At 56.8% G+C, this 21,194-nt stretch carries 13 protein-coding genes and 1 tRNA gene; 2 read left to right on the top strand and 12 right to left on the bottom strand.

Features of this window, described 5'->3' with window-relative positions; all coding sequences use genetic code 11:
- Nucleotides 1-10 precede the first annotated feature (10 nt).
- The 9 genes from AB1L30_RS25675 to AB1L30_RS25635 all read right to left on the bottom strand — a co-directional run bounded on the left by AB1L30_RS25675 (nt 11) and on the right by AB1L30_RS25635 (nt 11,912).
- Complete coding sequence (locus AB1L30_RS25675; protein WP_367017295.1) at nt 11-1,339, bottom strand: hypothetical protein; 1,329 nt, start codon at nt 1,337-1,339, stop codon at nt 11-13.
- Nucleotides 1,340-1,343: 4 nt separating this feature from the next.
- The gene (locus AB1L30_RS25670) at nt 1,344-2,528 is read right to left on the bottom strand and encodes a type II secretion system protein (RefSeq protein WP_367017293.1); all 1,185 of its coding nucleotides are present in this window, start codon (nt 2,526-2,528) and stop codon (nt 1,344-1,346) included.
- Complete coding sequence (locus AB1L30_RS25665; RefSeq protein WP_367017291.1) at nt 2,528-3,505, bottom strand: prepilin-type N-terminal cleavage/methylation domain-containing protein; 978 nt, start codon at nt 3,503-3,505, stop codon at nt 2,528-2,530. The genes AB1L30_RS25670 and AB1L30_RS25665 overlap by 1 nt, the downstream gene beginning before the upstream one ends.
- 22 nt (nt 3,506-3,527) lie before the next feature.
- Complete coding sequence (locus AB1L30_RS25660) at nt 3,528-4,457, bottom strand: type II secretion system protein (protein WP_367017289.1); 930 nt, start codon at nt 4,455-4,457, stop codon at nt 3,528-3,530.
- A gap of 164 nt (nt 4,458-4,621) precedes the next feature.
- Nucleotides 4,622-6,016: a type II secretion system F family protein gene (locus tag AB1L30_RS25655; RefSeq protein WP_367017287.1), complete on the bottom strand. Its 1,395-nt coding sequence runs from the start codon at nt 6,014-6,016 to the stop codon at nt 4,622-4,624.
- A 72-nt stretch (nt 6,017-6,088) separates the two neighbouring features.
- Nucleotides 6,089-7,813: an ATPase, T2SS/T4P/T4SS family gene (locus AB1L30_RS25650; RefSeq protein ID WP_367017285.1), complete on the bottom strand. Its 1,725-nt coding sequence runs from the start codon at nt 7,811-7,813 to the stop codon at nt 6,089-6,091.
- A 61-nt stretch (nt 7,814-7,874) separates the two neighbouring features.
- Nucleotides 7,875-8,975 (bottom strand): type IV pilus twitching motility protein PilT, encoded by a 1,101-nt coding sequence (locus AB1L30_RS25645; RefSeq protein ID WP_367017283.1) that lies wholly within the window; start codon nt 8,973-8,975, stop codon nt 7,875-7,877.
- A 350-nt stretch (nt 8,976-9,325) separates the two neighbouring features.
- Nucleotides 9,326-11,047 carry a GspE/PulE family protein gene (locus tag AB1L30_RS25640; RefSeq protein WP_367017281.1) on the bottom strand — a complete coding sequence of 574 codons (1,722 nt, stop codon included), beginning with the start codon at nt 11,045-11,047 and terminating at the stop codon, nt 9,326-9,328.
- Nucleotides 11,048-11,255: 208 nt separating this feature from the next.
- Nucleotides 11,256-11,912, bottom strand: coding sequence for a hypothetical protein (locus tag AB1L30_RS25635; RefSeq protein WP_367017279.1), 657 nt, complete (start codon nt 11,910-11,912; stop codon nt 11,256-11,258).
- A gap of 175 nt (nt 11,913-12,087) precedes the next feature.
- Between AB1L30_RS25635 and AB1L30_RS25630 the strand changes: the two genes are divergently transcribed.
- Nucleotides 12,088-12,933 (top strand): porin family protein, encoded by an 846-nt coding sequence (locus AB1L30_RS25630; protein WP_367017277.1) that lies wholly within the window; start codon nt 12,088-12,090, stop codon nt 12,931-12,933.
- A 153-nt stretch (nt 12,934-13,086) separates the two neighbouring features.
- On the opposite strand, the gene AB1L30_RS25625 is transcribed toward AB1L30_RS25630, so the two are convergent.
- Both AB1L30_RS25625 and AB1L30_RS25620 read right to left on the bottom strand, forming a co-directional pair.
- Nucleotides 13,087-13,758, bottom strand: coding sequence for a hypothetical protein (locus tag AB1L30_RS25625; RefSeq protein ID WP_367017275.1), 672 nt, complete (start codon nt 13,756-13,758; stop codon nt 13,087-13,089).
- 585 nt (nt 13,759-14,343) lie between these two features.
- Entirely contained in the window at nt 14,344-15,684 is a 1,341-nt protein-coding gene (locus tag AB1L30_RS25620) for a hypothetical protein (protein ID WP_367017274.1), read from the bottom strand.
- A gap of 230 nt (nt 15,685-15,914) precedes the next feature.
- Here AB1L30_RS25620 and AB1L30_RS25615 point away from each other — a divergent pair.
- Nucleotides 15,915-15,998 (top strand) — tRNA-Ser (locus AB1L30_RS25615).
- Nucleotides 15,999-16,071: 73 nt separating this feature from the next.
- Here AB1L30_RS25615 and AB1L30_RS25610 read toward each other — a convergent pair.
- Nucleotides 16,072-21,003, bottom strand: coding sequence for a PVC-type heme-binding CxxCH protein (locus AB1L30_RS25610; RefSeq protein WP_367017273.1), 4,932 nt, complete (start codon nt 21,001-21,003; stop codon nt 16,072-16,074).
- Between the last annotated feature and the right edge of the window lie 191 nt (nt 21,004-21,194).

The following is a 21,194-nucleotide window of genomic DNA, read 5'->3' as shown; positions in this document are numbered from 1 at the left end:
AAGGGAAGCGTTACGGAGTCCAGGGATTCTGCGATTCCAAGGTCACACGCTTCGAGTAAACACCCACCACGCCTTCCACGGCGATTGCGTGGGTTGGTGGCGAGTCGCCCGGCCAGTCGGGACCACTGATGGTCAGGTTCCGAGAAAAGCCTGGTAGCGATGTCTCCTCTTGCAGGTCGTCGGCCATTACTACCCGATACCACTGGTAAAGGTCGCCGCGTGGGAAGCTGGTATTCCCGGCGATCGACATGCGTCCAGCCAGGCAGATCCAGTCGCCGTTGCTGAACTTGAGGTAGCTGTCTTCGACTTCGTCTTGCGTCAACGACGTGGTGACCTGCAAATTGACTTCCCCGGTCGAATAACCGCCGGTTGGAATAAAGCTGCCTGGGGCAACCTGCAAGATGCGTTCGTTGGTTCGGACCGCTGCTGTTGTCGCTGGCATCGCGATCGCAGCTGTCGGGATTCGTCCCTGGCGTTCCTTCATGATGATGACGTGAGCCGTGTATTCGTCGGTGACCGAGTTGGCCAGCGTTGCACGAACTTCGTTTTGTTCGGTTGTGTTCGAGACACCCATGCCGTTCAAGGCTGTGGTCCCGGTGTTCAATGGGGGACGAAGGGCCTGGGCGGTGCTGGTGCTCAAGCTTGTTGTCATCGCACTGACGTTACCCAGAGCGAATGGCTCCGGCGTCAGCATGATCATCCAGCTATACTCGCCGGCTGCCTGACGCTTCACGCTGGCAGGCGTGGCACCACGCTGGAAAAAGGTTTGGTAAGGTGGCAAGTCGCCATCGCTAGGGCGAGTCACTGCGACGTCGTCGTCGGTTTGAAAACCAATCTTCGCTTGAGCAAAGGACAAAGCCGCCGCGCTGCCGCCACGTTCGACGCTCAGCCGAGGCATCCGCATTCTTTTCGTCGTGGTGTAAGAGGCATTCTGTAAACCGGTTGCGTCGTCGTGCGCGAATCGGTCGGCATAGGGGAACATGCCACGCGTTGCATCCACACCGTTGGTTCCGAAGAACATCGGGTCGAGCATGTAAGGCTGACGATAAGGCATCGACGAACCAGCCGGACCGAACACGATGCCGGTACCGGTGGCGTCGGTCCAGTTCTGGGGATTTAAATAGCCCATCGTCTTCGCCTGATGGAAGGCACGCGGCCCGAGGCTGGCGATCCGGTCGTTTCGCGTGCCTCGTTCGGTCAGGTGGGTCCCGAGCGGAATCAATGCCGCCAGGCCTAGAATCCCCAGGCTGACCACCATGGTCGACATCATCACTTCGATGAGTGTCACCCCAGCTCGGCCTGGTCGATGAGTCGGATGCTTGCGCACGATTCGGTCCATTGGCTTACTCGTTTCCTTCCCCTTGGATGGTCAACACGCTCGAGGCGAATTCCCGCGTGATCGAAAGGATCTCCGCGTTTCTCGCCGCGCTGCCCGCGCTGGTCGTGAATCCGTAGGTGGACGGACTGGTGATGTACTGATTACGTGTCGTCGTGACCTGGCCCGTTCGGTAGTTGATCGAAACCCACATGGCTGTACCATCGGCCAGATTGGTCGGGGTGTCGGTCGACGTGAGGTACGCGTCGTAAGGCACCGGGGTACCGGTGGGGAACGACGTCACATCGTTCAGCCCGTTGGTGCCCATGACTTCAGTGGCGTTGACAGCGTATTCGTACTTGCCGACCAGCAAGTGGATGTTGCCGCTGGGGTAAATCTCGGTATCGCCGTCGGGATACACACGATGAATGGTTCCGCGTGGACTGAAGGTGAACTTCACCGCTTCATCGCCGTCGATCGGATTGGCCGCACTGTTGAGCGCGTTGTAAACCGACCAGTTGGCGAACTCGTTGCCGGTGCTTCCCATGCCACTGCAAGAGAAGTCGATGCACATGTCCGTTGGCAATTGCAGCGGCGTGACACTGCTGCGAACCGGGCGGAAATAAATCTGCAGCGGAGCGGTGCCTGCGAACACGGTGTTGTCGTAAGCAGGCACGCCGAACTCGAGCGTCAGCGGGCTGAGGGACGTCACGGTGGCGTTGTAACGTGGACCGCGATAGTTCAAGCGAACTTCCACGGAGTCACCCACGTCCATCAGCACCGAGGCGGCACCAAAGTTCAACGCCGAATCGGTAAGGGTCACCGTACCAGCGGCTACAGCGACGTTGACGGTCGAGGCGAGGTTGTCACCCGCATAAGGTGGCGGCGTTTCGATCTGGTACATGATCAGACCAGCGTTGCTGACACCGCTGTCGGTACCAGGGGTGATCACGCCATCGTCATTGGTGTCGTTCGCATTGCGGCGGATCTCGATGCCAACAGGACGGTTGAGTTGTACGGCTCGGGCCTGGGCGGCGGCGATGAACGAATTCACCTGGCGAGCCGCTTCACGCTGCTTCTTTCCCTTGGTGCCATTCTTCACGGCGGTCGCCGCGATTCCGAGCAAGATCGCAAAGATCCCCAGCACCACCAACAATTCAATGATGGTCATGCCGTGACGACGATCGCGATGTTGGAACTTAAGCCTTCGCATTACTCATTACCTCCTACCACGAGCTGATGATTGGTGATGTTATCGAGCTCGTCGCCAGAGTCATCCAGAATCATGCCCATCCGAGTCGCTGGCGAGAACGAGGTGTCCTCGAAGTAAGGATTGTTGGGCGGAGTTGTCAAAGACGCCTGGTAGGTCGTCGAGGGTGAGGTACGAATGTTGTACAGCCCGTCGGGTCCTGCCGAGAAAATCAGCGGGAAAATGATCGGATGTTCGTAAACCAGTGGCGTTGTCGTCACGGTCGTTTTGCCACCCAAGACTCCGAGCGGATCGAACGGGTCTGGAGCGGAAAGATCGTTCAAACTGCTAAGGGCGTCGCGTCGAACACCGGTTGGTTCAATGATCGGGTAACCAAAGGGCCACCGCAGGAAGATGATCGGGTTCCCCCAACCATCCAGGATCTCGAACATACCATCGCCATCGGTATCGCCGATTTCCGACTCTTTGAAAAAGTCGAGGCCGTTGGTTTCGCCATCCTGGATTGATTCCAGAATCAGGTACAAACACTCGGCGTTCTCATTCGCAGAGGACCATGCTGCGTCCGCCGCTGTGAAGGTACTGGTGTTTGTGCGAGCCATCGCCACACGTTGATAGCGGAACTGCAAACCAGGCACGCTATCGAGCGAGACAGGTCCATCGGCGACGTCAGACTTACGATCCGGCATCTCGATTCGCATCAGTTCACGAATCTTGTTGAGCCGTGCCGCTTGACGCACCCGCATATTACCCGTTTTGTTCGCTTCCACGCGGCGGTACTTGTAGTCGTCCCACCGAGTCATCAGCAGTTCGTGGATTCGCTGGATCTGACTTCGCGTGCGGGCAGCTTTCGCTTGTTCCGCGGCCGACGCCAGGCCAACCAAAACCAGGCTGGCCATCATCGAGAGCACCGCCAACACGACCAGCAACTCCACCAGGGTGAAGGCAGGCCGAGTCCGGCGATTCGCAAATTGTCGTGCCATACTTGGCATGATTCGCTCCCTGTTACAGTTCGGTGTCGGCGTCGAGGGTGGCACCCTGGCTGAAGTCGGTAATGTTGTCGAAGTCGGCCGGGGTGTAATCGACCGAGGTCGGAGCAGCCGTGGAATCGGCGATGCCGGACGAATAGATCTTCATTTCCGTCACGCCGCCGTAGCTGCCGAAGTCGTCGTCGATGCCAGCCATGATCAGCTGGAACTTGTTCGGGGCGACCCATTCAAAGGCACCTGCCGAGTTCACACGACCGTAAGGACGAGCCTGACCTTGCACGAGACCGGAAGGATCGGTGAAAGAGGCTACGCTACCGGCCCCATTGACGTAGGTATTGGAATTAAAGTAAACGACAGGGGAGTTGCTGTACTTGGCTTTGTAAGACCACCAGCCATCGCCGTCGTCGTCGACCAGTCGCGTGGTATCGAATTCGAAGCGACGCTGACGATCGCCATCGCCAGTGAGTGGCAGTTCAACGTCCGGGCTGAAGCCCATCATCATCAAGACCCAAGCTTCCGAAGGATCGATGTCTTCCAACTGATAAGGAGTTCCCGCCGTTGGGCTCGGATTCACGATGCCTTGGCTGGTACCCAGTGCCATCAGGCGAGTACGAGCTTGGGCCGTGGAGTTCGGATTGTCTGCTCCACCATTACGTTGTTGAAATCGCTTGTTCAGAAAGCTGTTAAACGCAGCGGCTCGAGCACCGGCCCCTGCGGTAACAACGGTGTTGCCGTCGGGAGGGTAAGAGCCACGTTCCTTCTGAAACTCTTCGATGGCTGTGCCGATCTGGACGAGTTCGGCATGCATGGCCGCGGACTGCACGCTTCGGATTACGCCCGGCAAGCCGATCAGAGCCAGGCCCGCCAGAATTCCGATAATGGTGATCACCACCAGTAATTCGACGAGGGTAAAGCCACGATGGCATGCGCGATGTCGGGATGTCATGGTAGACCTTTCCTGTGACGAAGCGGTGCTTCGTCCTTGTGTTGGATATTGGGCAGACTCGGATGCACCGGTCTGGTGGATTGATTTCAAGATGTTGGTTTCCCAGGCAAAGCGTTCCGAAACCCCTGAAACTCGGGACGCCGTCTGTTGTCGCTGGCGAGCGTCTAACTCAGGTTCTGAATCAGGTCGACCAGCGGCAGGAACAACGCGATCACGATGAACCCGACCGAAAGGCCGAGGAACACGATCAACAGCGGTTCCATAATCTTGGTGAGCGACTCGGTGAGCACCTTGACGTCTTCGTCGTAGGTGTCGGCCACCTTGTACAACATGGTGTCGAGTTCACCCGTTTCTTCCCCCACGTCGATCATGTTCGTCACGAACAGTTCGACCGTTCGCCGCTTGAGCGTCAGGAAGTACCAGCCTGCCCCGATGGCACCCGCCACACCGACCGCCTGCCAGGCAAACGGCTGCATCGCCGGGATAAAGAAGAATGAAACAAAGGGAGCCACCGGAAAGACAACCCACAGGAACAAGGCGACGGGGTGGAAGGGAGCCCTGCAATTCTCTTCCATCGGTTTGAAGATCGATTCACCTTCTTTCACCGATTCCGACACGTTGTTGTACATCCGCTCGAACATGGCGTTACCGCTGGTATCGCGAGCGATGTTGAGGCATTCCAAAATGGGAACCCCAGAGGAGATAAGCGTGCCCAATGTACGCGTGGTTCGTGCCAACACGTTCTTTTCGACCAGGCCGCCGAAGATTGGAATGTTCAAGAAGAACAAGTCCCAGCCCATGCGGCCATGTTTGAATTTTCTTAAGAGCTTGACGAAGAGGAACACCGCCACCGGAATCAGTGGGATGCAGTACCAGTAGTTGACCACAGCGTTACTGATGGTGATCAGCAACTCGGTCATGGCGGGCAAGTCGAGCTCGAAGTCCTCGAAGATCTGGCGGAACGTCGGCACGATCTTGATCATGATGAACGTCAAAATACCGACCGCCACCGTGATCACCACGCACGGATAGATCATGGCACCCTGGACCTTACGTCGCAGGTCGGCGTCACGTTCCATGAAGTCGGCCAGACGCAGGAGAATGACTTCCAACGCACCGCCCGCTTCACCAGCACGGATCATATTCACGTACAGTCGGTTGAAGCACTTCGGACATTTGCCCATTGCTTCCGAAAGGCCGGCACCCGATTCGATGTCTTCGCAGACATCCATCAGGCTGTTCTTCAAACGGCCAGGCTTGGCTTGTTGTTCGAGAATCTTCAGGCTTCGCAGAATCGGCAGACCGGCATTTTGCAGAATGGCCAACTGCCGCGTGAAGGTGGTCAACTGTCGATGGCTGACGCCACCGATGGCCATCCCGCGTTGTTTCCCTTTCCCCTTCGCACCCGTCTTTTCACGAGACTTCTTCTCGTTGATACGCGTTACGAAGTAGCCCATCTGCCGGATAGTAGCTTGGGCATCGTCTTCGGTTGGGGCCTCGATGACGTCGCGGATCTCCTGACCTTGAGCGTCCATCGCTTCAAATTGATAGGTTGGCATGGCTACGTCGGGCTCTTACGTAAGTGGGTCGAAATAGGTGATCGGTGTTTGCTGGCCAGCAAAGGATAAGGTTTAGTCGACAACCGTTTCGCGAAGAATTTCGTCCAGGGTTGTCAGGCCGTCGAACGCCAACGCCAGGCCGGCATCGCGAAGGGGAGTCATGCCGTACTTCTTGGCTTCGTCCCGCAGTTCGTCGGTCGAGGTATTTCGCATGATCATTTCCCGCAGGTTGTCGTTCATGATCATCAATTCAAAAATGCCGATACGGCCTTTGTAGCCGGTACCGTTGCAGTTCTCGCAGCCGGTTCCTTTGAAGAACTTACGGCCGGCAAGCTCTTCTTCCTTCATGCTCAGAAGGAAGATCGCGTCTTTGGATGGTTCGTGTTCCTGGCGACATTGGCTACAAACGCGACGCACCAGACGCTGAGCCAAAATGGCTTCCACCGTCGCGGTGATCATAAACGTCGGAATGCCCATGTCCTTCAAACGCGTGATGGTGGAAGGTGCGTCGTTGGTGTGCAGCGTGCTGAACACCAAGTGACCCGTGAGCGACGCTTGAATCGCGATTTCGCCCGTTTCCAGGTCTCGAATCTCACCCACCAGGATCACGTCGGGGTCTTGTCGCAGGATGGCCCGCAGACAGTTCGCAAACGTGTTGCCCAGGTCGGGATCGATCGGAATTTGGATGATGCCGTCAATGTCGTATTCGACCGGGTCTTCAGTGGTGATCAGCTTTTCAGTGATCACGTTCAGTTCGCTGAGGGCCGAGTAAAGGGTTGTCGTCTTGCCGGAACCGGTCGGCCCGGTCACCAGGACGATACCGTTCGGCTTGTGCATCACCTGGCGGAACTCTTTGAGTGTGTCTTCGCCCATGCCGACCTTCTCGATGTTCAGCGAGACCACGCTGCGGTCGAGAAGTCGCATCACGACGCTTTCACCGAACATGGTTGGCAACACGCTCACGCGCAAGTCGACCGGATGACCACCCACTGTCAATTCAATACGACCGTCCTGCGGCAAACGACGCTCGGCGATGTCGAGGTTCGCCATCACCTTGATACGAGTCGTAATCGCGAACGCCAGGTGGCGTGGCGGAGGAACCATTTCAAAGAGCACGCCGTCCGCTTTGATACGGATGCGGAACTCTTCTTCAAATGGTTCGAAGTGAATATCGCTCGCGTGGTCCTTAATCGCCATCAGCAGCACCATGTTCAGCAGCTTGCGAACAGGGGCGCTATCGGCAAGGGCCTCAGCGTCGGTAATATCGATCGGGCCGTCCCCTTCCAGAGCAGCGGCTGCCTTGGCGAGGTCGTTGTCACCTTCCAAGTCACGGACAAGACCCTCGAAGCTCTCGGAGTCTTCTGAGTAGTATCGATCGAGCGTCTTTTGAATGTCCCGCTCGGTCGCGACCACCATCTTGATGTCGTAACCCAAAAACTGACGAAGTTCGTCCTGGGTCGACAGGTTCTGTGGCTCGCAGGTCGCGATGGTCAGGCGATTCATGTCTTCTTCGTAAGAGACCGGAATCACCTTGTACAACTGCGCCATCGGTTCGGTGATGCGACGCAGCAGGTCTGGGGCAATCGAGACGTCGTCCAGGCTGATCACCTGCATGTGCAGCTGTTCGGCCAAAGCCTGAGCCAGCTGATCGTCGGTGATCAGGTTCATATCCTCGGCGATCTTGCCGAGCGGCTGGTGTTCCGCCTGAGCTTCTTGTTCTTCCAGCAACAGGTCCAACTGCTCGTCGCTGATGAAGCCAAGGTCGACCAGAATTTGTCCAAGTCGGCGAACTGCCATGAAGTCGTCTCGTTGTCCGTCAGGAAGGAATCAGGAAAAGGTGGTGTCGTCCGAAAGTCGACTAAGCGACGACGGGACGTTCTTCGACTAGGCCGCGTCGCGCGTCGGCGATACGCTTGGCTAGGTCGTTCGGGTTCTGGGCTTTGGCGAGGGCATCTTCCATGGTGATGCGTTCGGCTCGCCAGTGATTGAACAGAGAGTCGTCCATCAAGATCATCCCGTGCTTCGAGCCGGTCTGAATCATCGATGGAATACGGAATGTTTTGTTTTCGCGAATCAGGTTGGAAATACCTGAGGTCACGTTCAGCAGTTCGTAAGCAGCCACACGACCACCCCCAATTTTTGGGCAGAGCGTCTGGGCCAACACGCCCAGCAAGGCGGAACCAAGCTGAGTACGAATCTGGTCCTGTTGACCACTCGGGAACACGTCGATGATACGGTCGACGGTGCTCGCCGCACTGTTGGTATGCAACGTGCCAAACACCACGTGCCCCGTTTCCGCCGCGGAAATGGCCGCCTCGATCGTTTCCAAGTCTCGCATTTCACCCACCAGGATCACGTCGGGGTCCTGACGAAGTGCGCGACGAATGGCTTCCGAGAAGCTGGGGACGTCGACGCCAATTTCACGTTGGTTGACCGTCGACTTCTTGTGGTAGTGATAAAATTCGATCGGGTCTTCGATGGTGATGATATGGTGGTCGATCGTCTCGTTGAGGTGATTGATCACACTGGCGAGCGTCGTACTTTTCCCCGAACCGGTTGGCCCCGTCACCAGGAACAAGCCACGCGGACGGTGACACAGCTCGAGCACCTTCGCCGGCAGACCCAGCTGATCGGGGGTGAGCATGTCGTTAGGAATCTGACGCAGCACCATCGAGATGTTACCGCGTTGGCGGAACACCGACACACGGAAGCGAGCCAGGTCCGAGAACGCGAAACCAAAGTCGGAACCACCCGTTTCCTGTAATTCCCGCTGGCAACGTTCTGGCGTGATACTCTTCATCAGCGAAACGGTGTCTTCCGGTTCGAGCGACTTGGTATCAAGTTGACGCATTCGGCCATGCAAGCGGAACACCGGGGGCTGTCCCACGGTTATATGGATATCGCTCGCGCCTTGCTTGATGGCAGCTTGCAGCAACTTGTCGATCAGAATGGTGGCCATATGTTCCCTTTGTGACGAATTGGACGGTCCTCGTTCAGGGGGCATCCTTGCGCTTACGCCCGACCCTCGAAGAACATCCAGCCTCTAATCGTCGCAGTCGTCTGGAGGACAAGGCTTTGACTTCGACCGAGCTGGTTCGCGCCAAAGACTCCAGTTTGCCGACTGGAACTTGAACTGCTGATGAATAAATGTTGAAAAGCGATGGAAAAGCTGTCCCGTATGGCAGAATTGTTGCTATCTGCCGCCAAGGACTCAAATAAGTCGGTTTAATTTCAGCGTTTACGGCGGGATAGCTCGTAAACGCTTGTTCTCTTTTGTTTTCCGCCAATGGGGTGGTAAGGGCCGAGAATTTACTTCTCGACGATCTTCGCCACGCGGAAGACTTCTTCCAGGCTGGTCTTGCCCATCATGGCCTTGCGGACGCCGTCGTCGAACAAGGTTTCCATGCCGCCAGCGACTGCCGCTTTGCGGATGTCCTGCGTCGATGCGCCTTGGAACGCCAGCTCTCTAAGTCGTGAATTCATCTGCATTAACTCAAAGATACCCATGCGGCCCTTGTAGCCACTACGCTGGCAGTTGCCACATCCACGCCCCTTCATAAAGGTCGCGTTCTCGGCCATCTCTGGGGTAATGCCGGCTGCCTGCAAAGTCTCTTTGCTTGGCTTGAACGGTGCCTTGCACTTCTCGCAAATCACACGCACCAAACGCTGGGCTAGCACCCCAATAATTGTACTTGAAACGAGATACGAGGGAACACCCATGTCGATCAAACGTGTAATGGCACCGGGCGCATCGTTCGTATGTAGTGTACTGAAAACCAAGTGTCCAGTCAGAGAGGCCTGGATCCCCATGGATGCTGTTTCACTATCGCGCATTTCACCCACGAGAATGATATTCGGGGCCTGACGAAGCATTGCCTTGATAATCTTGGCAAAGTCGAGCCCGATACTATGCCGCGTTTGGGTCTGGTTGATCCCTGGCAGGTAGTACTCGACTGGGTCTTCCGCAGTGATGATCTTGGTGTCGGGGCGGTTCAGTTCGTTCAGGGCAGCGTACAGCGTGGTGGTCTTACCCGAACCGGTTGGACCGGTCACAAGGATAATGCCGTTGGGACGCTTGATCAGGTTGTTGAACTTGATGAAGTTGCCGTCCGACAGACCAAGCTGGCGAATGCCCACCTTGATGCTGTCTTTATCCAGAATACGCATGACGATCGACTGACCATGGTTGGTCGGGATCACGCTCACGCGAAGGTCGATCGTCTTGGTGCCGACGTCTGCCTTGATACGACCGTCCTGGCAGCGACGACGTTCGGCGATGTCGATACCCCCCAGAATCTTGAGACGGGACAGGATGGCACCCAGCATACGTCTGGGGGGGCTGTCACGCTCAATTAAACGACCGTCGATGCGATAGCGGATGCGGACGCGGTCTTCAAACGGCTCGACATGGATGTCCGAGGCACGAAGCTGAACCGCTTCGCTAATCATCAACTGGACCAGACGCACCACAGGGGCGCTGGTTTCGTCGATCGACTCTTCCCCCGCCATCGTCATGGTGTCTTGTTCCATGGTGTCGGTGAAGTCGATCGCCGTGTCGGTGAATTCCTGCAGCATCGAGTCCGCAGATTCCCCTTCTTGCTGCCCGTAATAGCGGTTGATCGCTTCGGTGATGTTTTCACGCGGAGCGAGGGCAATTTCGATCTTTCGATTCAAAATAAATCGAAGTTTATCGATGGTTCCGAGGTCGAGCGGGTCGGAAATGATGACTTTCAGGGCGCCATCGTCTTCGGCCATTGGCATCACGACGTTTTCACGAGCGACCGATTCCGGCACCATTTCCACGGCTGACATCGGAATTCGGACCTCGTCCAGGTCGATGAAGTCGAGGCCATGTTCTTCGGCGACGGCACGCATCACATCGTTCGAGGCGACGTAGCCCGAGCGGATCAATGCTTCAGGAACCGAGATTCCCTGGGCATCGGCCATGGTTTCGGCCTCGCGCAGCTGGTCAGGACCAACAAGTCCGCGTCGAATCAGAATGTCCGCAAAATTTCCCAGGGTTCCAGCCAAAGCGCTATCCTCCGAGCGGAATATGGAAGGGAGAAGTGATCTAGAGAAAAAGATAAGTGCATTACTAGCGTACCACGCGCCGCGGATCGCCGTTAAGCCTTTTGTGCGTGAATTTTAGGTCTACACACGCAGTCTCATCATGCTTGACGACCAGGGCGGTCGTCAAGTTCCTGCCGATATGGGGGGAAAGGTCGCGTCAGAGGGCGATTTAGCGATCCGGATTCTTCGTCGACGCTGGCGCACGCATGGCAGATGGGCGATCTTGAGGCCCGTGAGGTCGCGGCGGACCTGGGATCCAGTGAGAATCGGTTTCTGGTGGTGCTTCCTGGTGGGGGGCATGCTCCGCAGGATGCGGCATTGGATGATCTGCTTCCGCATGATGGATGGCCGGCATCGGGAACGATGGTGGCACGAAGCCTGGTTCCGGGTGGGCCGGGTATTCCAGTGGAGCTCGCATGAAACGAGCCGATTCCCACTGGCGGCGAGCCACATCCCGCAAGCGATCGGCTAACTCGTAGTGCATTTTCATTTCTGCTTCGGCAGCCATCTGCTCGAGCTGGCGGGCCTGATCGCGGGTCGCCTGGCTCATCGCTCGGAGGCGTTCGTTCATTTGCGTGGTTTTGTCAGGCGAAGGATGCCCAGGGCTGAATGCCGACGAATTTCGATGTCCAGGCTCGCGATGCTCGAACTCGATCTCGAATTCTTTCGATTCGATGGAGAACTCAGGCCCAAGCTGCTTTCGGATCTGCTCGACTTCATCGACGGCGCCATCCCCCCCGCCTTGGGCTGGAACCGGATCGGCTGCTAGCGGACTAACGGGAAGGCAAAGTAGAAGGCCTAGAATCCCAAGATGACGAGTTGGCATGGTCTGCTCCGAAGGGGTTAGCAAGGAAGATTGCGCTCAGCAGCGATAAATTAGCAAATCGTTTCAATCCCACCAACTTTGACTTCAGAAGATCCATTGACGTGACCGGGGTGCATTTCGATAATCCGCTGCCCTAATTTGGCAGCTATCACAGATGCCCCCACGAGGTAGGTGGATGATCCGTCGTTTTACAATTCGGTTCTCGATGCTCCTGGCCCTAGTTGCCAGTGGATGGTGCGTGGCGATTTGCCAGGCACAAGAAGAGCTGCCGACGGCGAACGCACCCATCATGGAAGGTGTCTCGGAATCGATCTTGGATGCCGAGGTTATCGACGTCGAACCGAAGCGTATCTATGAAACGCCTGGCTCGTCAGAGTCGTGGTTTGGTGGTGCCAATCGAAAAGAGTACCAGCACCGTTTCGACTTCGTGCATGGTCATCCAGACGATCCGGCTCGGCATATTGGCTGGGGGCAACCACTGCAAGGAATGAGCTGGCGGAATCGTCCGTTCCACTTCGATGCGTTCGCCGGCACGATCATGTTGCAGAACTTGATCCCCGGCGATGTCGAACAGTCGGGCGCTTTCTTTGACGGCTTTCGTTTGGGCTACGACTTCGATCACTACTGGGGAACGGAAGTCCGACTTGGTTTCGCCCAGGGACGTTTGATCTATCCGACCGATACCACCTTCTCAGGAAAGAGTCAGCTGGTGCTGCTCGATTACAACGTGCAGTTCTATCCGTGGGGCGATACCAAATGGCGACCTTACGCCACGATTGGTCTAGGGGCCGCCGTGTTTCAGTATGAAGATGTCCTGGGCCGTGCCCGCGATCAGTCTCAGGTCTCGATGCCGTTTGGCTTAGGTCTCAAGTACTTCTTGCACAAGCGAGTCGCTCTTCGCTTCGAGCTTCTCGATAACCTTGCACTTGGTGGAACCGACGCGGTTTCCTCGAACAACTTCTCGGTGAGTGGTGGCTTCGAGTATCGCTTCGGCGGCACCGGACCGAGCTACTATCGCTAGAGTCCTTCGCGATTCGATCGCATCGATGTGCATGCGGGGCCACTCCAGCATTTGCTTCGCGGTGGTCTTCTCTAGGGATGAGCGCATAAAAAAGAGACGCAATCACCGTCGTGATCGCGTCTCTTCAAAAGCCCCCCTGGCTATTGTTTTGGATTACATGCTGCCGCGGCCAAGGGTGTGTGGCTGACGGCTAGTCGCCGAGGTTGGGTAGCTCTTCGATTGCATCCGCATCATCGTGGTGTCGGAAGGAGATGCCGGCGTTGGCTGCTGATATTCCATCGGGACTTCCGAATCGTACAGGATGGTCGATTCGCCAGGGACGGCGTGTTCGTAGCCGACCGTGCGGGCCTTTGCCTGGCAGGCACAGCTGTTACAAGGTGTTCCCTTGTCGCACATGCTGGTGCAGGAGTCGTCGCCGCGGCGAATACCGAGCAGGCCAGGGCGGCATGGGCCACCGACAGGGCCGATGTAGTTTCCGAAGCAATCGCATGGATCGCACTTCGGTGGGTCCGAGATCCATTCGCCCCAGTACACTTCGTCCGAGCAACCGGCGGTACACGTCAGGTTATTACGCAAACGTTGACGCATTTCGGCGAAGGGGATGCCTGGCAAGCAAACATCGTAGTTCGGACCGTAGCTCTTGCCGCAAGTCGTACCACCACTGCAAGACGATCCGCAGGTCGAACCGCAATCGCTGCATCCGCAACCGGCAGCCGAGCTGACTCCGCCCAGGTTGCAAGAGTTGCAACTCGGAACGGTACGGCAACCGACAGATGCCAACAGGGCTACGGTGAACAAGCTGAGAATTAAGTGACGTGCCATCATGTCGAGGTTTCCAGGTTCACATCAAACGAACCACCCTGGAATGCAGGGCAGGGGGGAATGGTGTCGTGACGCAAGAATGGATATCGGCCAGATAATCGGCACAATCGAGAGAATTGCCGTAATCGGCAAACTTTGCCACAAAAAGCCGTTTTGCTATCGATGGTGGCATTGCCGTCGGCGCGTAAAAAAACCGTTGTGATCCGCCCCCAGATACACAACGGCTTCCTGCCCACGATTTGCATCGCGGCATTTCGGTAACCAAAGCATCGGCTATGAAGCGGAGTAGGGGAGACGGCGATGCGGGAGAATTCGGGGAACCGTACCGACTTGCAACGTCGATAAACTCCACAATGTGCGCATAAAAAAGCCGTCAAGAGGGGCAGGTTCTTGACGGCCTTGATGCGACAACCGAAGTTGCCGATCTGTTTTTTAGAGTGATGTCCTCACGCCATTAGCTTCGTCATTGTCTGAGGCGCAAAAACAAGAATGTATGGTTCGATGTTATAACTTAGCATGCTATGGACCGAATCTGCGGATTCCATTTCCAATTCATTGCAGATTCTTATATTCGTAATACCGTCAGAATTATCCTTGACTCTCGACAGGCGAAACGGCCTCGGCGGAGGAAGTCTCTTCTACGGGTTCTGGCGTTGTCGACCCGGCAGTAGCCGTTTGCGAGGGCTCCTTTCCTTTGCCAAAAATGCCTCGCCAAATCGACCCTCCCATCGAGCGTGTGAGCGTGCTCCAGCGGAAGTCGTGAATATCTTCGCAGCCAAACTTCTGAGCTAACGCCGCTTCCTGACCACGATAGGACGCTGGGAATCGCAGGATCAGTTGCGTACCGTTCTCGGTCACGCGCAGAAGACCAGGAAAGAGCGAGCCTTGAGCAATCGCGTAAGGGCCGGGTGGCAATAGGATGATTCGACTTGGTCCAATCAACAAGTAGCGGTAACTGAATTGCCAGCCGTTGTCTCCCTGGGAAATCGATCCGAGTGTCAGCCAAGGGAGCGGGCCACCCACCGAAATGAACGTCGTGAACTTCTTGCGGTTCTCGTCGATCTTGTCGCTACGAAACAGAAATACATCGCCGATCAGTCGGAACCCGAGAGTGGTGGTTCGGAACGATCTTTCAAACGTGATCAACGACACGATCAAGATCGGGACCGCGATCATCCCGCCCAGCGCCGGATGAATCCAGCAGGCCAGGTACATGCACAGTAGCACGCCAATCCGACCGATTCGCAGCACCGTATCGACCAGCGGGAATGGATTGATCAGGATCAACACTTCAAAGACGTTACTCATCACCCAGACGCTCGTGTAGAACGCGAACATCAAGACGACAAGCCCCAAAGCGAGAATAGTTCCCATTGGGCCTGATTGCCCGCCGAGGTTCACATCGAGCAAGTGGTAAATCAAACGGAAACCGACCAGAAAACCCAGCAAGTGAAATAGCACACCAAGGATGTCGAGCGGCAGCTTCAGATAGCTGGCAAACGTTAGTACCGTGTCTTTGAACATCATCAGCAGCGTGATCAATATCACGGGGATGAAGAACCACGGCTGATAAAGAAAGATCAGCGACTCTCGCTGAGCCGGATCGGTCATGAAGTAGACGACTGGCGACGCGATCGAGAGCACCAAAAGCGGTGATAACCCGGTCGCCGTCACCCCGACGATATCTTCCAGGCCGTTCACCACCATGCCAGCGCGACGCCGTCCGAAAAAGTCGGACAAGATGCTTTGCGGCGATGTGTAAAGCTTCGGCTCCCCTTCCAACTCTGCGGCATCAGGAATATCTTCCACCGTCGCAGGAAGTTCTTGAGCAAAGGCAACCGTCGGACTGCCCGCAGGTAGCCAGTCTGACAGCAGGAAGAGGGATGCGAGGAGGAGCAGCGCGATGATGCTTTGCCGGAGATTATTCATGGAGGTACGATCCAAGTGTCTTTCGGGCAACGATTCGGCGGTTTCATCATAGCGTTATTGTCTGGTCGCGTTCCAATATTGGAGGACTCGCGAAAAATATCGCTCTCGCACGAGAAGCTGCCCGCCGTTAAGTCACTGCAATCGCTGCGACCGGAACTCGGCCCGTTGACATAACTCCATGGGCTCGTTAGCGTTTACGTTGATGGGAAATCAATCGATTACCCACGCCCGGAGGCGAGCCGAATTGGTTAGGGAGCGGATTTGAAATCCGTCGCCGGTTACGCCGGTTGCAGGTTCGAGTCCTGTCGCCTCCGCTTGAGAAGATCTTAGATCGCCCGAAATACGCCAACGCCTTACGCTTCACCGTGTAAGGCGTTTTTCGTATCGTTACCGCTTGGGAAGTGGCGACTGCAGGAATTCGAGCAGGTCGGCCATTTGATCCAGCGAGATCTCTTTCTCCAGGCCATCGGGCATCAGCGAGCGGTCGCTGGTCTGGAACAACTCGATCTCGGCCCGGACAATCTCTTGTGTCTTGCCATCGGCCATCTGCAGCACGATGGTTTGCGGCGTTTGATGGATGACAATCCCGCTGAAGCTTTGCCCGCTATCGGTCAGGATTTGGCTGGCGGCATACTTCGGTTCGACTTTGCCGCTGGGATTGAGAATATCGAACAAGATTGCTTCGCGCGGACGGTTCTGCGAATCAGCCAGGTCTGGCCCGACGCTTGCCTGACGAGGCTCTGCTGGTGTGTGGCACTTGGCGCAGTTCTTTAGAAAGATCGCCTTCCCGGTGGTAGCGCTGCCGATGGTCGTGGTGACCGACTGATACTGCTTGAGCACCGCAGCGCGATCGCTGTTGGCGGCCTGGCCGAGAAGTTGTTCCGCCTGTTTGCGAATCGCCGCATCGCGATGCTGGCGAAGTTGCGACTGCTGATCGAGGCTCAAGGAGGTTCGCGAGATCGTACCCAAGCGAAGTGCGGTAAGCAGGAACTCGACCCCAGGCGTCGATTTGATCAGCAGCGATATCGCCGTGTCGCGGGTACCCGGTTCGAGCTCGGGCCAAAGCTCGGCTAGAAGCTGCGACCGTACTGGCGTGAGTGGAGAAACAAGCGTAGCGACCGCTTCCTGTTGAACCAATGCAGGCTCGCGGGGAGTGCACAATTCGGCAAAGAAGTCGTCGCCTGCCATGCCCGCCAGGCGGACGACCTGAATCGCATCGCGGCGTAGCAAAGGCGATTGCTGCGGATCAATCGCCAAAGCCTGAAGCTGCGACGCAAGTTGCTGCTGTGCATCGGGCAGCTTCGCGAGAAGGGCATGAAACTGCTTAGCATTTCCCAGTCCGGTCGTCAGTCCTTTCAGCACGGCAAGTTGTCCGGTCGGGGCCTTTTGCGAAAGTGCGACCTGAAGTGTGGCCACCATCTCCGCTTCATCGCGTCGTGATCCAACCACCTGTGAAAGTCGCTCGGCGAGAGCGTTTTGCTGAACGAGATCGGCCGAGCAGATCGCCAGGATTTCGCCAGAGCAATTTTCGGAGGCGGCAACGATGGCGTCGGCAAAGGTCGAATCCGCGCCGTCACTTGGAAGCAGCGACGCCAGCACCTTGGCTTTGCCCGGATCGTTGGTCTGGCCGAGAGCCAACGTGAGTTGAAACCGAACCTGCTGATCAGTGTCGTCAACCAACTTCATCGCGGCCTGGCACAGTTCAGGTGATTCTGCCCAGTGACGCTTTGCCAGTCGAATGGCATTGGCCCGAACTTCTGGATGAGGATCGTTTAAGCCTGCGACGATGGTATCTGCGGAAAGCTTGCCAAGGCCTTCCATCGTCCAAATGGCGTGCAGCCGGGCCAGGGGGGAATCGCTTGTTTGGAATAGCTTCTTCAAATCTGGCTGGGCATCGTGGCGCTGCTGTTCCACCAGAAGTTGCTGCGCCGTGCGACGCTGCCAACCGTTGTCGCTGCCCAGCATCTTCACAAGATCGCTGGTTGATTTCGCAGGCTCGAATGGTTTTGCTGCTTTGTGTTTCGCAGGCACAATTCGCCAGATTCGCCCGCGATCTTCTCCGGCCCGCCAATCCAGCTGGGCCGCGATCTCCGGCGGAAGGAACTTCGGGTGCTCGACCCACAACCGATACATGTCGGCGAGATAGAGCATCCCATCGGGGCCATTGGAAAGACTTGCCGGACGAAACCAGGTATCGCTGGCGGCCAGAAAGTCGGCGTTCTCTTGAGCACGCTTGGAAGTCAGACGCGATCCGTCACGGGCAACGATCGCCCGGGTCACGAGATGCCCGATCGGTTCGCAGGCGAATACGCTGTCCACCATCGCTGGTCCCAGTCCATCACCCACGTAAGCCGTCGTACCGCAAGCCGAGGTGTGCGTACCGGCATGCGAAAGCCAGTTGCTTTTCATGGCGACCAGCGGAAAGACCTTCGAGTCGCCGCCAGACGGAGCGACATCGTATTGGATCGATCGAATCGGCGCGAAGCGATTCTGCGCGGCCTCTTCCAGCGACATCGTTGTCGCGATGATCGGATTGCGATTCGTCGCAAACAGTCGATCCCCCCAAGCCGTGATCGTGTTGCCATACTGGCCGGTGCCGCTGGCAGGGCCGAACTCGAGTGTCAACGGATCGATCCAAAACTCGTTCCGCGGGATGGTTTTCGTTGTGTTGTCGACATGCTGCGTGACTTTGCCGACGCCGTAGTTGAAATAGATTCGATTGTCCAAGCCCCAACGTGGGCAACCGACCTGCATCTGAGCGTGGGCTGGAACGAAGCCCGAGAACAGCACCTCGCGTTGGTCCGCGATCCCGTCGGCATCGGTGTCGGTCAATAGGATCAACTCCGTCTGGGCACATGCCAGGATGCCGCCGCGAAACGGCATCAAGCTGTGGCAGAAGTTTAGTTGGTCGGCGAACACGATTCGTTGGTCCATCTTGCCGTCGCCGTCGTGATCGATCAGTTTTACGATTCGCGAAAGAGGTGGGGCTCCTTCCTCAGACGGTCCGATGGGGTAGTCGCTGTACTCGGCGACGAACATCGTTCCCTGGGCGTCGAAGGCGATCGCGACCGGATCCATCACCAGCGGTTCGGCGGCGACCAGTTCGATCGCGTAGCCAGGTTCGATTTGGAACGATTTCTTTTCCTCTTCCGGTGAGCGTGGGGCAGGCGTGGCCTGATCGACCCAGTGGCGGCCGCCTTTGTTTTGATCTTCTTCGCTGAGCGTGGTCTGCGTGGTCGAAGTTGTCGACTGGCCATCGTCGGCCAATTTGGCGATTTGTTCCGCCGTCAACGCTCGGTCAAAGATGGCCACCTCGTCCAGGCGACCTTCCCAATTGTTTTCGTTGTTGGCGTGACCACCGATGAAAAGCTGACTCGGTACGGGAGCGTCCGAAATCTGCCCTTCGAGTTCCAGCTTTCCGTCGAGATAAGCTTGAACCGTAGTGTCGGTGCGAACGAGTGCCACGTGTGCCCAGTCCCAACGTGCGATCGATGTCTTGCCATAGGTGACAGCTTCGTCGCTAGTTTTTAGCAGCAGTCGCCCCGCGTGCTCTCCCTGACCGGCGAGGCCCAGGTGAACGCCGTGGGAAAGAAACCAGCCTGCGATCGGCCGGGCTTCCGGATCGATTCCGATCCAGATCCATTGGCTGACGGTATAGTTCGGTTTGAGCTCACTGGCATCGGCAACGATTCGCCCGCCTGCGAAGTGAGCGGCACGGTTCAAGTTGCCTTCCGTCGCTAAGGCAGGGCCATCGGCTCCTTCCAAAAAGAAGACGACGCCCTCTTCGATCTCAGCAGGCGAGGCATCCGCGACCAGATTCGCCGCCGTGGGCCCTTCCATGTCGTGCAGCGGATAGTAGCTGACCGGCTTCAAGCTGGTGATCGTCTCGGTCATCTTGCTCGCCGGGGGCAACGATTCACGACGCGGCTTGCCGGTAACTGCTTCGAGAAGCTTCAGGTCTGCCTCGGCAATCTTCGGCTCGGCCGTGGTTTCGAGCCCTGCTGATCGGGCCGCCCAGGTATTGTAGCCTCCCAGTACATGCTGCTCTGGCGGAGGGATATAGCCGTCGCCGCCATTGGCCAGTTCGATCACCATCGTCTTGGTGAAAGGACTGCGGGCCTTCAGCTTCAAACCGGTCAGGGCGTAGGTCTCGTTGGGCGTGGTCGCGATGGCGATATCTCCCAGGCGAATCGCTTGCAGTACAATTTCTGTCGATTGCTTTTCGTGTAGAAAAATTTGCTCGCGGGCATATACTTCAGCAGGCGTTTTCGGAGATCGATCTCCCATCTGGGTGACGATCTCTTCGGCCCATTTCAGTCGATCTTCGCTCGGAACGCGATAATTCAACTTCATGCGAGTTTCCGCCATCGCTAAAGGAGCCTCGGCTTGATACTCGACGTCTTTTAACGCCTGCTGCGTCTTGGCGACCATGCCGTCGACAAAGCCGTCGAACGTTTGATTGGTACCGGTAAGGTAGTCGAGCCGCCAGATATCACCGCTACAGCCATGCGACATGATCGCGACGAATGGTGGTTGCCCGTCACTTGATTTGTCGAGAGCTTTTTCCAGCTTGCCGCAGTAAGCACCAAAGTAGTCGGCCGCGCCGCCTCCGCTGTAGTAATGCATCGAAAAGTTCGCCAGCAGCGCGATCGGTCGTCCATCGATGCTTTGGAACGCGATCATCGACAACTCCGGATCTTCCGGGCCTGATTCGCCGGTGACATTGGCCATGTTGTCGCGAGCCGTGTGCATGCTGGCCCGGACGGTCTTTTCTCCGAACGGATCTTCGCGTTCCATACCGGGGCGCAAGATCCAGCGTCGCAGGGCGGTGAACTGGTTAGCATCGATCGATCCCCAGCCGATCTTGGCAGGAGCAAGATTCTTTTCCGCTTCCAGAATGGCTTCGGCCAACTTGATACGCAGGTACGGGACATACGTCGGATCGGCATCGGTCCCCAGGCAACCCATCGAAGCGGGTGCCGAATGGGTATGCGTCGCCGAAATCATCATATGGTCTGGGCGAATCTGGCTACGCGCGGCCGCCAACTGCTTGGCACTGTCGGTCAAGTCTTTGGGCAGCATGCAACTATCGGCGACCACCATGGCCAGCCGCGTCGTGCCATCGTCGACAACGATCGCGCGGGCATGGATGTCTTTCGGTTCGCCCTGGCGAGGATAAAAGCTGCCGTTGATCAGCACCGGAAAGGTTTCGGGCGTGATATCGACAACAGCAGCGCCGACTTGAAGTTCCGCATACAAATCAGATGCCGAGATAAACGAAAGCACGAGCGTGCAAACGGCACAACGAAGCCAGGCCATGGCAAGATCTCCGGTCGAGGATACCGAGATGGAGGTAGGTGGGATGCGACGTCAATATGCCACTTCGCCCGGCGGGAAGCAAATCTTCTTTCGCTCGGGAAATCGATTTGGAGGACAAAATTCTAGAAAAATGATGTCTCGTGACATGTTTTGGGTTACTTTGGCAATTCACGCGTCCTGCCGCTGTAGCG

The sequence above is a fragment of the Bremerella sp. JC817 genome (assembly GCF_040718835.1).
Lineage (GTDB): Bacteria > Planctomycetota > Planctomycetia > Pirellulales > Pirellulaceae > Bremerella.
The sequence above is the reverse complement of the archived record's forward strand: the minus strand, read 5'-3'. Positions and strand labels throughout refer to the sequence as shown.